Annotated in this window: 13 protein-coding genes and 1 tRNA gene; 7 read left to right on the forward strand and 7 right to left on the reverse strand. The window is 54.0% G+C overall.

Features of this window, described 5'->3' with window-relative positions; all coding sequences use genetic code 11:
- Positions 1–40: 40 nt before the first annotated feature.
- Entirely contained in the window at positions 41–1,099 is a 1,059-nt protein-coding gene (gene zapE / locus G7G_RS0110875) for a cell division protein ZapE (protein ID WP_029621927.1), read from the reverse strand.
- Positions 1,100–1,246: 147 nt separating this feature from the next.
- On the opposite strand from zapE, the gene G7G_RS0110880 reads away from it, so the two are divergent.
- Complete coding sequence (locus G7G_RS0110880) at positions 1,247–2,488, forward strand: MFS transporter (RefSeq protein WP_010441377.1); 1,242 nt, start codon at positions 1,247–1,249, stop codon at positions 2,486–2,488.
- Position 2,489: 1 nt separating this feature from the next.
- On the opposite strand, the gene G7G_RS0110885 is transcribed toward G7G_RS0110880, so the two are convergent.
- The 5 genes from G7G_RS0110885 to G7G_RS0110905 all read right to left on the reverse strand — a co-directional run bounded on the left by G7G_RS0110885 (position 2,490) and on the right by G7G_RS0110905 (position 7,035).
- Complete coding sequence (locus G7G_RS0110885) at positions 2,490–3,110, reverse strand: HAD family hydrolase (RefSeq protein ID WP_010441379.1); 621 nt, start codon at positions 3,108–3,110, stop codon at positions 2,490–2,492.
- A 142-nt stretch (positions 3,111–3,252) separates the two neighbouring features.
- Positions 3,253–3,708: a YaiI/YqxD family protein gene (locus G7G_RS0110890; protein WP_010441380.1), complete on the reverse strand. Its 456-nt coding sequence runs from the start codon at positions 3,706–3,708 to the stop codon at positions 3,253–3,255.
- Positions 3,705–5,165: a Si-specific NAD(P)(+) transhydrogenase gene (gene sthA, locus G7G_RS0110895; RefSeq protein ID WP_010441381.1), complete on the reverse strand. Its 1,461-nt coding sequence runs from the start codon at positions 5,163–5,165 to the stop codon at positions 3,705–3,707. The genes G7G_RS0110890 and sthA overlap by 4 nt, the downstream gene beginning before the upstream one ends.
- 3 nt (positions 5,166–5,168) lie before the next feature.
- Entirely contained in the window at positions 5,169–6,002 is an 834-nt protein-coding gene (gene fghA / locus G7G_RS0110900) for an S-formylglutathione hydrolase (RefSeq protein ID WP_010441384.1), read from the reverse strand.
- Positions 6,003–6,105: 103 nt separating this feature from the next.
- Complete coding sequence (locus G7G_RS0110905; RefSeq protein WP_010441385.1) at positions 6,106–7,035, reverse strand: AEC family transporter; 930 nt, start codon at positions 7,033–7,035, stop codon at positions 6,106–6,108.
- A 161-nt stretch (positions 7,036–7,196) separates the two neighbouring features.
- Here G7G_RS0110905 and G7G_RS0110910 point away from each other — a divergent pair, with 161 nt between their 5' ends.
- On the forward strand, positions 7,197–7,814 hold the full coding sequence (locus G7G_RS0110910; RefSeq protein WP_010441387.1) for a TetR/AcrR family transcriptional regulator: 618 nt from the start codon (positions 7,197–7,199) through the stop codon (positions 7,812–7,814).
- A gap of 48 nt (positions 7,815–7,862) precedes the next feature.
- Here G7G_RS0110910 and G7G_RS0110915 read toward each other — a convergent pair.
- Positions 7,863–7,947, reverse strand: a tRNA-Leu gene (locus G7G_RS0110915).
- A gap of 765 nt (positions 7,948–8,712) precedes the next feature.
- On the opposite strand from G7G_RS0110915, the gene G7G_RS0110920 reads away from it, so the two are divergent.
- The 5 genes from G7G_RS0110920 to G7G_RS0110940 are packed head-to-tail and all read left to right on the forward strand — an operon-like array spanning position 8,713 to position 14,081.
- Positions 8,713–9,126 carry a hypothetical protein gene (locus G7G_RS0110920; protein ID WP_010441389.1) on the forward strand — a complete coding sequence of 138 codons (414 nt, stop codon included), beginning with the start codon at positions 8,713–8,715 and terminating at the stop codon, positions 9,124–9,126.
- Between the two features lie 2 nt (positions 9,127–9,128).
- Positions 9,129–11,129, forward strand: coding sequence for a dynamin family protein (locus tag G7G_RS0110925; protein WP_010441391.1), 2,001 nt, complete (start codon positions 9,129–9,131; stop codon positions 11,127–11,129).
- A gap of 8 nt (positions 11,130–11,137) precedes the next feature.
- A complete protein-coding gene (locus G7G_RS0110930; protein WP_010441393.1) occupies positions 11,138–12,781 on the forward strand; it encodes a dynamin family protein in 1,644 nt (547 codons plus the stop codon).
- Between the two features lie 25 nt (positions 12,782–12,806).
- Positions 12,807–13,208, forward strand: a complete 402-nt coding sequence (locus G7G_RS0110935) for a hypothetical protein (RefSeq protein WP_010441394.1) — start codon at positions 12,807–12,809, stop codon at positions 13,206–13,208.
- 24 nt (positions 13,209–13,232) lie between these two features.
- Positions 13,233–14,081, forward strand: a complete 849-nt coding sequence (locus G7G_RS0110940; RefSeq protein ID WP_010441397.1) for a hypothetical protein — start codon at positions 13,233–13,235, stop codon at positions 14,079–14,081.
- Positions 14,082–14,093: the final 12 nt, after the last annotated feature.

Consider the following 14,093-nt stretch of genomic DNA (forward strand, 5'->3'; position numbering starts at 1 on the left):
GGGGAACCCGCCCATTTAGCTTGGGCGGGGGCGAGGTACCCTATTTCCCCCAATCCTTATCCTGCATCTCACGCAGCCGTGACGCTGTACGTTCGAACTCGAACGTACCTTCCCCTTCGACGTACAGCATCTCGGGCTCGGCAGCGGCAGAACTGATTAGCCGGACCTTCCCCTCATACAGAGCGTCAATCAGGGTCACGAAGCGCTTGGCCTCGTTAAAATTGTTGCGTGACAATCGCGGGATGTCTTCCAACACCAGCACCTTCAGCGCTTCCGCTATTGCCAAATAGTCACCGGGGCCCAGCATCCGTCCGCAAAGATCATAAAACGATGCTCGCGCCACTCCGTTTCGGAACGCGGGCAGAACAACTTCGCGTCCCTTGACCTGCAAAGCCAAAGGCTCCGCCGGCCCACCTGACAAATCATTCCACACAGCACGAATCTTCTCTCGCGCCTCGGGTCCGATAGGTGTGAAATAGACCGGAGAACCTTCAAGCCGGTTCTGCCTGTAGTCGGTGGGTGAAACCAGCTCCCATACTTCCAGTTGTTCTTTGATGTGCTGGATGAAGGGCAGGAACAGTTGCCGGTTCAGCCCATCCTTGTACAGATCATCCGGATGGCGGTTTGAGGTCGTGACAACAACAACCCCACCACTATGAAGCATATCAAATAGCCGTCCGACGATCATTGCATCTGTGATATCGGTGATCTGCATCTCATCAAAAGCCAGAACACGCACAGACTTGACCACGGCATCGGCGACCGGCGCCAGCGCATCTTCGACACCGTCTTCACGTGCCTTGTGCAAGCCTGCGTGAATTTCCTGCATGAATGCGTGGAAATGGACCCTACGAACCGGGATATCGCCCAGTGTCTCGACAAACATGTCCATCAGCATTGACTTGCCGCGCCCGACGCCACCCCAAAGATACAAGCCTTTGGGCGGTGGAGTGGCCTTGCGAAAAAAACTACGCTTAACCGGTTCAGCTAGTGCCGCCCGAATGCGATCAAACCGGGGTAGCACCGCTTCCTGGGCGTCATCCCGTGTCAGAGAACCATCGGCGATGCGATCTTCGTAGAGCGAAGTTAAATCCGTCATGTCTTGAGCCATACCGCCCAGTTCACGTATTGAAAAGAAACCTTTTTCCCGACACATCAATTTTGCTGAACTGGCGTCGCAAAACTCCTGAATTGACGTGTATGGTTGCGCCGCTAACGTCTTTACGAACCACTCCCTGGAGGCCCAATGCCGCAATCTACCCGCCTGATGAATCCGATCCTGATCGTCGGTTGCATCGTCATTACCGTCGGCTTTGCGGTGCGCGCTTCTTTTGGTGTGTTTCAAATCCCAATAGCAGATGAATTCGGCTGGCTGCGTAGCGATTTTTCTATGGCCATAGCGATTCAGAATCTGGCCTGGGGAATCGGTCAGCCGATCTTTGGTGCTATCGCGGAAAAGATCGGTGATCGGCGCGCCATTATTCTGGGTGCTTTGACCTATGCTGCGGGTATGGTGCTGACGGCTTGGTCTGTCACACCATTTGAACATCAAATCTATGCGTGGCTTGTTGGTTTCGGGATCGCCGGAACAGGGTTTGGCGTTGTGCTAGCGGTTGTTGGTCGTGCCTCATCCGACGCGAACCGGTCAATGTCACTGGCGATTGTCACAGCGGCGGGCAGCTTCGGGCAGGTTATCGGTGCTCCGACGGCCGAATGGTTGCTGACTTTTCTGCCCTGGCAGCAGGTATTCCTTGTCTTTGCCGCAGCAATTCTCGCTTTGATCCTATCCTTGCCGTTTATGCGGGCGCCTCTACCGATCAGCAAAACTGAGCTCGAAGAAAGCATGGGGCAAATCCTTGCTAAAGCTTTCCGCGACCCTTCGTATTCACTGATTGCAATTGGTTTTTTCAGCTGTGGCTATCAACTGGGCTTTGTCACTGCGCATTTTCCCGCCTTTGTTACCGAGATGTGTGGCCCGATCCAGCCCGGGGGCCTGTTGTATTCAATGGGCATCACCACGACATCGGCCCTGGGTGCAATAGCCATTTCGTTGATTGGGTTGGCCAATATCGGTGGAACGCTTCTGGCAGGTTGGGCGGGAAACCACTTTCCGAAGAAATATCTGCTAGCTGCTGTGTATACTGGCCGTACGATTGCGGCAGGGGCTTTCATCGTGTTCCCAATCACGCCTTTGTCGGTGATCGCGTTTTCACTGGTGATGGGATCGCTTTGGTTGGCAACAGTGCCGCTGACGTCTGGACTTGTCGCGCATCTTTATGGCCTTCGATACATGGGAACGCTCTACGGCATCGTATTCCTGAGTCATCAAATCGGTAGCTTCCTGGGCATCTGGCTGGGCGGACGCATGTACGATCAATTTGGTGATTACACCATGGTTTGGTGGATCGGAGTCGCCATCGGGGCCTTCAGCGCCATCATTCACCTGCCCATCCGGGAAAACCGCGAACCAGCTAGCGTGGCAGCCTGACCTAAACGGCTTCTTCCTTGGTCAACAGTCCCTCCGACACCAACCGATCCGCCCAACCTTCAGGGCCGATGAAGTGATGAGTCTGCCACCCTCGCGCCTTGGCCGTTTCGAGGTTTTCGATCCTGTCATCAGCAAACAAAAGAGCGGCGGGGTCGATGCCGCAATCGGCCTCAACCATCTCATAAATAGGGGTATGAGGCTTAACTGCTTTCATCCGGCCCGAGACATACTGGCGATCAAATTCGTTCAAAAACGGATAAACGGTGGTGGCATAGTCGAAGTTCTGAACCCCAAAATTGGTCAGCGCAAAAACAGGTAATTTCTTGGTGCGCAGCGCTCGCAACAGTCGCGCTGAATGCGGGATTTCAGGCGCGGCCAGCTCGATCCAGTTGTCGTGCCACATCCGAATTTCCTCGCGCCAATCCGGGTACTTGTCCGCCCATCTGTAAATCGTATCGGTGAAGTGATGGCCCTGATCCACCAGATCATTCATTCCATGCAGATCGACCTCGGCAAACATGGCACGACGACGATCCTCGCCGATCACGCGATCATAGTAGCGCTCGGGCTGCCACTCGATCAGTACGTTTCCGATGTCAAATATTACGGCTTCGATGGTCATATGGTAATCCCATACCTAATCAATTGCCGCCGACTGAACCAAGCACCGGACGAAGATGCAAGCACCATCCGCAGCGTGGTACGCGCTGCACGATCCAACGGGACGCTACGCATCTTTGAAGCGTCACGGACCGGCGGGATTGCTACCCGCGCAATGCGGCGCGTATCTCTCGCTCAAGCACGTCAAGAAAACGCGATCGATCTGCTTTGCCGAACGATTTGCCGCCGCCGCCAGTTCCCAGAGGATTTGCAGCACGAAGATCTGCCATCAGATCGCGCATCGCCAGTTGCTGGCCGATATTGGCTGCCGTAAAAGCCTCACCGTTCGGGCGGAGCACACGAGCATCGGCTTCAATGCACTTCGCGGCAAGCGGGATGTCTGACGTCACCACGATATCGCCTGCGCCGCAGCGCTCTGCGATCCACTTATCCGCCTCATCCGCACCGGCCGCGACAATCACCACCTGCACCAGCGGGTTGGTCGAGGGGCGCAGCCCACCATTGGAGACCAGGACCATTGGCACTTTGTGTCGGGTTGCGACGCGTTCGGCCTCGGGCTTCACAGGGCAAGCGTCGCCATCGATGTAAAGCGTCGTCACGTGTCTTTGGCCTTTGTCGACACTTTCGCCTTCGAGGTGGATTTGCGTACCTTGAACTCTTCGGGAATAGGCATCCGGTTAAAAGCGTCCAATCCCGCAATTTTGTAAGCTTCGGCCAAAGTCGGGTAGTTGAACGTATTTTGGACGAAGTAATCCACCGTGCCTTTCAGGTTCAGCACCGCCTGCGCAATATGGATTAGCTCTGTCGCCCCTTCACCTACAATCTGCACTCCTAAGACGCGGCGGGTCTTGAGCGAGAACAGCATCTTCAGCATACCATGCTCCAATCCCATGATATGCCCGCGCGAGGTTTCGCGGAACCGGGCCACGCCGACCTCGTAGGGGATGCCACGTTCCTGCAGTTCTTCCTCAGACATGCCGCAAGTCGAGATTTCGGGAACCGAGTAGATCCCATACGGGTACCAGGGGCTTTCCGGTAAGGTCGGTGTCTCAAGCGCATGACAGGCGGCGACTCGCCCTTGCTGCAAAGACGTTGAGGCCAGCGAGGGATGCCCGATGACATCTCCGGTGGCATAGATATGAGGCACCGAGGTTTGATAACTCTTTCGGTCCACGCTGATCCGATTGCGATGGTCGGTTTCAATCCCAACAGCGTCTAGGTTCAGGGCCGAGGTTGCACCCATGCGCCCCGCAGCAAACAACAACATCTCAGCCCGGACATGGCGCCCGTTGTCCAGTGTAATCTCGACATGACCGCCCGCATCTTCGATCTTTTCGACGGCCGACCCCAACCGCAGATCAACACCATTTTCACGAACTTGGTGTGTGAAGTCGTGGATTAGCGTCTTGTCGATGAAATCTAGAAATGTCTCGCGTGGTTCAATCAGCGTAACGCGAACATCCAGCGCCGAGAACATGGTCGCGTATTCAACACCGATCACACCGGCACCGATCACACAAAGCGAACGCGGTATTTCTTCCATCTCTAGAAAGTCATCTCCGTCGACGACGGTTTTGCCGTTGAAGGGAACGTAGTCGGGGCGATATGTTTTGGTGCCGGTCGCGATCAGGAATTTTGCAGCTGTCAAACGCGTTGTTTCGCCTGCGTCGGTTGCGACCTCAACCTCATGCGGTCCGATGAACTTGGCTAGCCCGCTCAGCGTTTCCACATGGTTTCGGTTAAATTGGTGTTCCAGCACGTCGACCTCATGATCGAGCGTCATGTGTAGCCGTGCCTTCAGATCTTCCGCGCTGATCTGATCCTTAACCCGGTAGGAGCGCCCATAAAAACTGCGTTCACGCCAGCCTGACAGGTTCAGCACTGTTTCCCGTAAAGTTTTGGACGGGATTGTCCCAGTATGCACTGAAACGCCGCCCAAACGGTCTTTGCGGTCAATCACCAGCACCCTGCGCTGCAGTTTTCCGGCCTGAATAGCCGCCGCGCGCCCCGAAGGACCTGAGCCAATGATGATCAGGTCATAATCATATTTGCTCATGCCTTATTCCCCATACAATGCTTCGGCGTGGAAGGTGATGTGGTCCTCCATGAAGGTGGACACGAAATAGTAGGAATGATCATATCCCGGCTGCAGACGATAGGTGGCTTGTTGGCGACGTTCGGCGATTGCCTGCGCCAATGCTTCTGGGCGCAGCAGGTCCATGAATTGGTCATTTGCACCAGTATCGATCAGGATGGGACCGTTGAAGCCGGTACTTTTCATCATCGCTGACGCGTCGTGCTTAGCCCATGCCGCTTCATCATCGCCTAGATAGGCGCTGAGCTGCTTGCGACCCCACTCCGCCCCTATCGGGTTTGAAATCGGCGAGAAGGCTGAAACCGACCGATACCGCCCAGGCAGATTCATCGCCAGCGTCAATGCACCATGTCCGCCCATCGAATGCCCGGTGATTGCCTGGCGGTCGGCATCAATTGCAAAGCTCTCTACCAACAGCGCAGGTAGTTCCTCGGCGACATAGTCCCACATGTTGAAGTGAGGGGCCCAAGGTTTTTGTGTAGCATTGACGTAGAATCCCGCGCCCTGACCAAGGTCATAGTCTTCATGATCCGCGACCCCATCTCCGCGAGGCGACGTATCGGGGAACGCCAGAGCAATACCCTGTTCTGCCGCCCAGCCTTGCGCTCCGGCTTTGGTCATTGCGTTTTCATGTGTGCAGGTCAGGCCTGATAGATACCACAAAATCGGAACCGGGCCGTCCTTTGCCTCGGCCGGAAGGAAAAGACCAAATGTCATATCACATTTGCAAGCCGAGGAGGCATGGCGATAGACGCCTTGCACACCGCCAAAACAGGCATTTTCCGAAAGGGTTTCCATCGCTCTGATCCTTACGTTGTGTCGGCGTCATGGCTATCGCTCTGTCGCGTCCGCGTAAAGTGCGAGTGCTACCGGCGGGTGGATTATTAGAAAAGTTTGAAGATCAGAGGGTGCTGACCCAACCAATTACCAGCGGGACAGTCAGGATGCTGGCCAAAGTCGACAGTAAGATTGCTGCGGATGCGCGCTGTGGGGCCACTCTGTAATGCGCGGCCAGCATGTAGACATTGCCCGCAACGGGTAAAGACGCCGCCGCGATGGCGACCATGGCTGGAAAGGATGCAACCGGAATCAGCCAGATCACCATAAGTGCGACAAAAAAGGGATGCAGAACCAGTTTGCAAATACTCAGCCAACCCGCAATCTGTATGCGTTCCGCCGATTTGTCGGCAAGTGACGCGCCAATGGCAAACAAAGCACCCGGTGTCGCCGCACCCCCCAGAATTGTTAGAAAGTCGTTCAAAGGGGCTGGGACGGGCACATTGAATGCCGACCAGATCAACCCGGCAGAGATTGACAAGATCATTGGGTTTTTCAGCAAGCCAACCCCAATCAAGCGCACCGTCGCAAGACCGAGCCGACCATCTCGACCACCGTTGATCAAAATTACGATCAAAGAGGAAAACACAACAAGATCAACGGTTAGAACCAACATCACGGGTCCTATGGCCGCTTCAGAAAACAAGAGCGCCAGCATTGGCAAGCCCAGGAACCCTACATTGCCGATCGCGGCGCATTGGGCTTCAACAGCAGCCGTCGGAATATCCAATCCGCGCAGATAGGCGACGGCCGTCGCCAGTGCATAAACACCCGCCGTTCCAATCAGATACCCGATCACAAGACGACCATTGAAGATCTCGGCAAAGGGCAAGGTGGCTGCAAATCGAAACAGCATTGCAGATAAGGCGAAGAAAAATACGAACTTGGTCAGATAGGCAGTCGCCTCGGGCGGGAAAAATCGGCTGCGACCGGCGCAAAATCCCAGGCCGATGATTGCGAAGAAGGGTAATGTGCGCAGAAAGATCTCGACCATAGCTGTGTGTTAACATGATAGGCCGGGGTCGCAAGGGCGACGCGCGGCAGAAGCTACTCTTGACGGTTAAACGTTGTGACAAAACCGCGATCCAGTTGAATTGCGTTGAAACTGAACCGAACGGTTTATAGTGTTGTAGAATATCGCATTCAGGAGACATCATGACTCAAGCCGCCGCCATCCTGCGTACAGGCCGAAAATTCGATCAGGTTTTGCGCGGGGCGCGCGAGGTGTTCATGGCGGATGGGTTCGAAGGCGCGAGTGTTGATGACATTGCGCGATCAGCGGGCGTGTCGAAGGCCACTCTCTATAGCTACTTCCCCGACAAGCGTCTGTTGTTCACCGAAGTCGCCCAGACTGAGTGCCGGTTAATGTCCGAGCGTATCCTGTCAATGATTGACGAGACCAAACCTGCGCGCGAGGTGCTAACAATTGCAGCAACTCAGCTTACTGCATTTCTGGTTTCAGACTTTGCGCAGCAAGTCTTTCGCATTTGCGTCGCCGAGCGCGACAGGTTCCCGGAACTCGGCAAAGCGTTCTTTGAGGCAGGTCCTCAGAATGGTCAGCGACAGATGGCAGAGTATCTGACCAAAGCGGTCGCAAAAGGAGAGTTGGCTGTCGAAGACGTCAATATTGCGGCCGAGCAGTTTTCGGAGCTGTGTAAGGTAAGGCTATGGGGACGGGCCGCTTTTGGTATCCAAAACAGTTTCAGCCAAAGTGAGATTGACGAGGTTGCTATACAGGCGGTCGATATGTTTATGGCACGCTACGGCGTTTGAGTTTGACGACCCAACGTCAGAGCAACGAATCGATTCTGTGAAGATTTGTGGTGCGGGTGGAGGGACTTGAACCCCCACGCCTTGCGGCGCCAGAACCTAAATCTGGTGCGTCTACCAATTTCGCCACACCCGCAACCCGATGCCAAAGCATCGCGACGAGGCGCTCAATAGCAAAGCTTTTGAGGGAGCGCGAGAGGTAAAGTGCGACAATACACAAGATTATTATCGCCGCACGAGAAACAATAAGACGTCGAATTGCACTTCATCCAAACTCCTGAGAACCGAGTGCAAGTCCGAAGTGGCAATCCGTCGAAAAGGAAATGTCTTTGAAGGGCGGGTTTATTTAGATCAAAGTGCAGAGATTTTCTGTTCGTTGAGATGTCAGAATAGGCTCAATCTTGACATTATTATTGTTTCCAAAAGGTGAACATGTGGACCTTTTTTGATCGTAAGCGTGTTGCACCTATAAGTTGAGCTCACCACGAGGCTTGTGGGCGAAGGGTCGCCAGAGTGATATTTTGGGTGTTGTGTGAGTAGCCTGAAGGAAATTAAAGCAAAGTTACACCTAGTGAGGGGGATCGATTAATTTTGTTAAAAAACAAATAAATATAAGATATATTGAGACTCAATTCTGATCCAGCGCACCAGATTAGAGTTGTCAGTATTGGAATCGGTCGCGGGTCCAGTTGGTGGGTGCTTTTTAGGAATTCTCTTATAGGTTGAGGTATTTATGAGGTCCATCACCTTATTTGTGCCACATTTCAAACGCCAAAATATCCTATTCGCGTCAAAATAACACCGCGGAAATCGTAATTGATTGAACGCAGGAGTTAATGAGTCTTTTTGCCTTCTGGCACCGTGCGAGTTTCTGCTCAACTCCAGAACAAGGGTCTCTGTCGTGACCAACCTGATCAAATCCGCTGCTTCCGAGCAGGACGTTGTAAGTCTTGCCCGAGAAAATTTTATCGGCGAGCTAAAAACTCTGAACCGCCAGCATCCTGGAACTGGTTTCGGCGTTGCGCTCAAAACCCATTCGGGCAATCGCTATTTGCTGGCGAATGCCCGCATGCCTTTGCCGGCAAACAAATCAGAAGATTTTCCAACAGGGCGCCGTGTCGCCTGCCTGGAAAATGGGGAAGGCTTCAGTTCTATCGAAGTGCTTGCCGATTCCTTCGCATATGAATCAATTTCACCGCAAACCGAGGCTGTGATCCTCGGTAACGCATTGGACCTTATCGCGCGCATCGACACGCTTGCGAGCCTGCCGGACGGGGTAGGGGACCAATTTGCCGCAACAGGTACCGGAGGCTAACCATGGCGCGTAACGACCACCTTCTGTCTGTAGGAAACGAGGCTCTGTCCGAAATGACAGAGACAATGACTTCGTTGACGACGCAGATCGACCAACTGACAGAGGTGGCGGATGCGCGTTCTTCCGCGCGGCTCGCTGCGCTCAAGACTAAAATGGAGAATTTTTCAGCCAGCGTCACAATGGTGGGGCAGGTAAAGGCCGGGAAATCGTCCATCGTCAACATTCTGGCGGGGCGACCAAATCTGCTACCCTCGGATGTGAACCCATGGACGTCTGTGGTGACCACCCTGAATATCAATACCCGGACTGAAGGGGGCACCAAGTCCAAGTTTACCTTTTTCGAGCAGGAAGAATGGGACAACCTGATGGTTGGCGGCGGTCGCTTGGGCGAACTCGCAAACCGTGCTGGTGCTGACGATGAGATGGATGACATCCGCCGTCAGATCGGGGAGATGAAGTCTAAGTCCGAGCAAAGGTTGGGCAAACACTTCGACCTGATCCTTGGCCAAAGTCACCAGTATGACTATTTCGATGATGAACTTGTCCAACGGTATGTCTGTCTTGGGGATGAGGATGACCCAGATATCGACCCAAAGACGGGTCGTTTTGCGGATGTGACGAAATCGGCAGAGCTGTTTATGGATATCCCGCAATATCCGATTTCGCTTAAGCTTTGCGATACGCCGGGCGTGAACGATACATTCATGGTGCGCGAACAGATCACTTTACGCAGCCTGCGAGGGTCAGAGGTTTGCATAGTTGTATTGGCTGCAAGCCAGGCACTGACCACGATGGATATGGCGCTGATGCGTATTATCGCTCAGTTCGAAAACCGGCAGATCATTCTGTTTGTGAACCGGATTGATGAACTGTCTGACCCGGTCAATCAGGTCCCCGAGATTCGCGATCGCATTCAGGACACCCTGAAGCAGAACAACATTGACGCCAACACAAGCGTTGTCTTTGGCAGCGCCCTGTGGGCTGAGGCAGCTCTCACTGGAAATCCGGACATTCTGACAGAAGAATCGCGCGAGGCATTGAACACTTTCTACCTGGCTGCCGGTTTCGGCGATCAGGCGGCGTCACTCGACAAGATCTGGGCGCTTTCCGGCCTGCCCGATTTGTTGCTCGCGATGAATGAGCGTATTGCCGAAGGTGCCGGAACGCGGCTTTTGGATCGCGTCCGGCATCGGGCGCGCAATATCGCCAGTCAGATTCGGGCGACAGCTGTTGCTAAGACCTTGTCAAACTCGGATGGAATTGTTCGGGATTTAGATGGTGCGTCGCCAGAAGACGCGATTGCGAGGGTTACAGCCGAATACGAAAAGAAAGCTTCCGAGCTGACAACCAAACTGCGCGACAAGGTACTGGAGCGACTTGCCTCGGCAGAAGCGAATTTTGTCAAGCGCGCAACAGATTCTCTGATCTCACATCTTGAGCAAAATGGAGAGCAGGGTACATGGCAATATGACCCGGCCGGGCTGCGAACTTTGCAGAAAGCCGCATATTTCAGCTTTGCCCGTTCGATGCGCAAGGAAGCCGGTGCGCTGTATTCGGCTGCTGCGGCGGATGTTGAGGCTCTGTACCAGAAACTATTGGGCAACCATTTGGGCGAATTCAATATCGAAGCTCCGATCGTGCCACGCGTGCCTCCGCCACTCGGGATTGGGCGCACTATCGCGCTGGATCTGCAAAGCACCTGGTGGCGCCGATGGTGGCAACGCCGAAAGGGCTTTGAGGCCTATGCCGCAGACTACACGCGCTTGATCGCATCTGAGGCGAACTCGATCACCAAAGATATCGAGGAGAACCAGATTGCCGCCGTGCTGGAGAATGTACGTGCTACGCTGACCGACTTTATGGTCGAGCAGAAAGACACGTTGCTCAGCATCTCGCATTCACCTGACAGGGCTGCGGCACAGATCGCCGAGCAGAAGCCACAGAAATCGCGCGACGATATTCTGGGCGATATCCTGAAAGATCTTAGTAACGAAGCAGCATAAGAAGAGTTATGGTAAAAAATTCACAAACCCGCTTCGTCTCTCCCAAGACATGGAACCGCATCGAGCAGTGGTCCCGCCGCAAACCCGTGTTTGCGCTTATGGGGGAATTCAGTGCAGGCAAATCGACGTTGATGAATTTCCTGCTGCGCAAACAGGCACTGCCAACGCAGGTCACAGCTACGCAGCTGCCGCCGATCTGGTTCAGCTGGGGCAATCGACCCGCTTATATCAAACGCCATGATGGCAGTACGCAGAATATCGAGTTGGATCAGCTTGAACAGGTTGGTGTCAACGACGCCCAGTTCATTCGCATCTTCCTTGAGGCCGATATTCTTGAGGCGGTCGACTTGATCGACACACCCGGGATTTCGGACCCGAAGATTTCGACGGATGTCTGGCAGCGTGCAGTTGGCCAAGCCAATGGTGTGTTGTGGTGCACCCACTCGACACAAGCCTGGCGCGAGACTGAACGTGCCACCTGGGTTTCGCTGCCTGAAAGGCTGCAGCACAAATCGCTGCTGCTGGTGACACGTGCGGATGCTTTAAATCAGAAAGACAGGCAAAAGGTCTTGCGCCGCGTAAATCGCGAAGCGGGTCATTTGTTCAATCGCACGATACTGTTCTCGGCCCGTGATGCCATCATGGCCCGTGACAAAACCGGTGATGCCGAACTTTGGTCACGCAGCGGTGGTGGTAAGATGGTCGACAGTTTCCTGGAGATCACCGAGCATATTATGGACAAGCGAGCGGATATGCTAGCCCGCTATCAAATTGATAAATCCCTGTCCGAAGCACCAAAAGTGAGCCATTTGCATCCGGAAAGCCGAATGGAAGATGTACCGTTGGTGCATCAGGATCCGCTGGCTGACACTCCGGCTGAAGCGAGCAGTGATGTTGTCACAAGCTTTCCAATCCGCCCTGCCCGCGTCGAGCGCCGCTCAGAAGAAGCTGAGCGCCCGCGAATTGACGTAGACGAGGCAGAACGGATGCGCGCCGAAATGACCTCTGAAGCAGAACCAGCTGATGAAGATCTGCGTTCCGTATTCTCAGAACAATCCGATGACCCGCTGGATCTGAACCTTTTGGCGAACCCGACCCATGACGTCGATGAGTTTGCTTTCATGGATGAAGAAGAGGACCAAGAGGATGCGGAGCTAATTATTCTCGGTCCCGAAGATGAACAAGATGCAACGGTAGAAGCCTCTACATCCGAGGAGACTTTTGTCGATGAGGAGAGCTCGGCTTCGGACATCGAAGTGTCTATCTCGTCGATTACGTCATTGCTTTCTGAGCAATCTGAGGAATCAACAGAAGAATACGAGCCGGAACCGGAATCAAACTCACTCACGCCAGCCAAAGTGGTTGAATTGAGTGGCGAAGCGAAGTCGAATGAAGAGGCGTCTGAAGAACAAGCAGCCGATCCAAGCGTTCTGCCCTCGGAATCGCCACTCAGCGCGTCTGCGATGTGGAGCGAGATCGTAGCGCGGGAAAGTCTGCCTGATGATGCCCAAGGCTTGAAAAGCGCTTTTGCTGCATTTTTGTCCGAGTATGATCAGATTGCGCTGGAGCACACCGCTCGCAATAGCGAAGCCAGCATGCGACCGGTGGTGGAAGCGCGCAAAAACGGTGGAGCAGAATGGCACGCGATCTGAAACATTCTTTGAGGTGGATATCTGAATGTCGATAGAATCCGCCTTAGCCTCGGCCATCGAGACCATACCCGACTGCGTTGCAGCCGGGTATGTTGATATGGAAACAGGGATGCTATTGGGCATTGATGCTGCAGACCGAGAGAGTTCAGATGCTTTAGAAAATCTGGCGCTTTCAGTTGCTAACCTGTTTCAAAGCCGGGGCACAAAAGGCTTTGAGGAATTGTTGCGCACGGCACAGATAGATGAAACGGAACACCCCGGATTTGGGGAAATCGCGGTGTTCGCCAATGATCGTATACATATCTTTCTGAGAACGCCGAAATACCCGGATCACGTTGTCTGCTATATTTGTCGCGACAGCGCGAATACCGGGCTTGCGCTTACAAAATCACATCTCAGCCTCAGCTCGGTGGCTGCTGCGGTATAGACGGAACCAGAGGGGGTTCACGGTATGATGGATGGCGAAATACTCGAATTGCTCGAAGAAATCGGGCAATCTTCGGTCGCGCGTTTATCTCCCGCAGTATATCTGTCGGGCGAAACTGCGCAGGCAAGACGAGGTGAGGTACTGAACGCTATTCGCGGCACGATCCTGCCAAGGAGGCTAGAGTTCAAGGCGGCCGACGGAGGAATGCTGGCGGTTGAAGTGAACAGCTCTCGGATCACCGATGTCTTTCGCTGTGTTTCGGGGCCTTTACCCGATTTTGAAACCGATGCCCGTGAAAACTTGACGGGCCGACTGGCCCAACTGGTTTCTGACATCGCGATCGCCCCCGGCCCTTTAGAGTTGATTTCGCTCAGACCGGATTCGGCGCTTGAAGCGGATGATGTGGGCATAACATTTTCTGAGGTAGAGGCGGCTTGCGGAAATATTGTTCTACCGGATGAGCGGCGTATGACGATTGTTCCGGATGCCACCCCTGAACCTGTAGTAGAAACGGATCAACAGAGCCCATCGGGGATCACTGATGCATTCTATGAAGGTTCTGAACGCTTTGCTTTGGGACGCTTTTTGATTAGCGATGAGGTCAAATTTGATGGGCTTTGTTCCGAAGGGCAGCCTGCGCATCCAGACGAAAACCTTTTGGCGCGTTTCACCAAAGATCTCCTCGGCTGGCAAGCAGATGTATCTAACATACTGTCAGAGCCGCAATTGATCGTAATGCGACCATCCGGGGGTCAAGGTGTTGGCCTTGCGATCCTGCGCGATGATGAGGACGTTGCAGCCGCGTTTCATGACACCCGTAAGCTGGGCGCTGCTGTCAAACTGTGGAAATCTTTGAAAAACGCCGTCGAATGACCGCGTTCCTGC

Origin of the sequence: Ruegeria conchae (assembly GCF_000192475.1) — a bacterium.
GTDB classification, from domain to species: domain Bacteria; phylum Pseudomonadota; class Alphaproteobacteria; order Rhodobacterales; family Rhodobacteraceae; genus Ruegeria; species Ruegeria conchae.

Excerpts from the sequence above, each read along its gene's own strand:
- G7G_RS0110885 (WP_010441379.1), bottom strand. The coding sequence starts at position 3,110 with ATGACCATCGAAGCCGTAATATTTGACATCGGAAACGTACTGATCGAG.
- G7G_RS0110940 (WP_010441397.1), top strand. The coding sequence starts at position 13,233 with ATGATGGATGGCGAAATACTCGAATTGCTCGAAGAAATCGGGCAATCT.
- zapE (WP_029621927.1), bottom strand. The coding sequence starts at position 1,099 with ATGACGGATTTAACTTCGCTCTACGAAGATCGCATCGCCGATGGTTCT.
- G7G_RS0110905 (WP_010441385.1), bottom strand. The coding sequence starts at position 7,035 with ATGGTCGAGATCTTTCTGCGCACATTACCCTTCTTCGCAATCATCGGC.
- G7G_RS0110880 (WP_010441377.1), top strand. The coding sequence starts at position 1,247 with ATGCCGCAATCTACCCGCCTGATGAATCCGATCCTGATCGTCGGTTGC.
- G7G_RS0110935 (WP_010441394.1), top strand. The coding sequence starts at position 12,807 with ATGTCGATAGAATCCGCCTTAGCCTCGGCCATCGAGACCATACCCGAC.
- G7G_RS0110925 (WP_010441391.1), top strand. The coding sequence starts at position 9,129 with ATGGCGCGTAACGACCACCTTCTGTCTGTAGGAAACGAGGCTCTGTCC.
- G7G_RS0110930 (WP_010441393.1), top strand. The coding sequence starts at position 11,138 with ATGGTAAAAAATTCACAAACCCGCTTCGTCTCTCCCAAGACATGGAAC.
- G7G_RS0110910 (WP_010441387.1), top strand. The coding sequence starts at position 7,197 with ATGACTCAAGCCGCCGCCATCCTGCGTACAGGCCGAAAATTCGATCAG.
- sthA (WP_010441381.1), bottom strand. The coding sequence starts at position 5,165 with ATGAGCAAATATGATTATGACCTGATCATCATTGGCTCAGGTCCTTCG.
- fghA (WP_010441384.1), bottom strand. The coding sequence starts at position 6,002 with ATGGAAACCCTTTCGGAAAATGCCTGTTTTGGCGGTGTGCAAGGCGTC.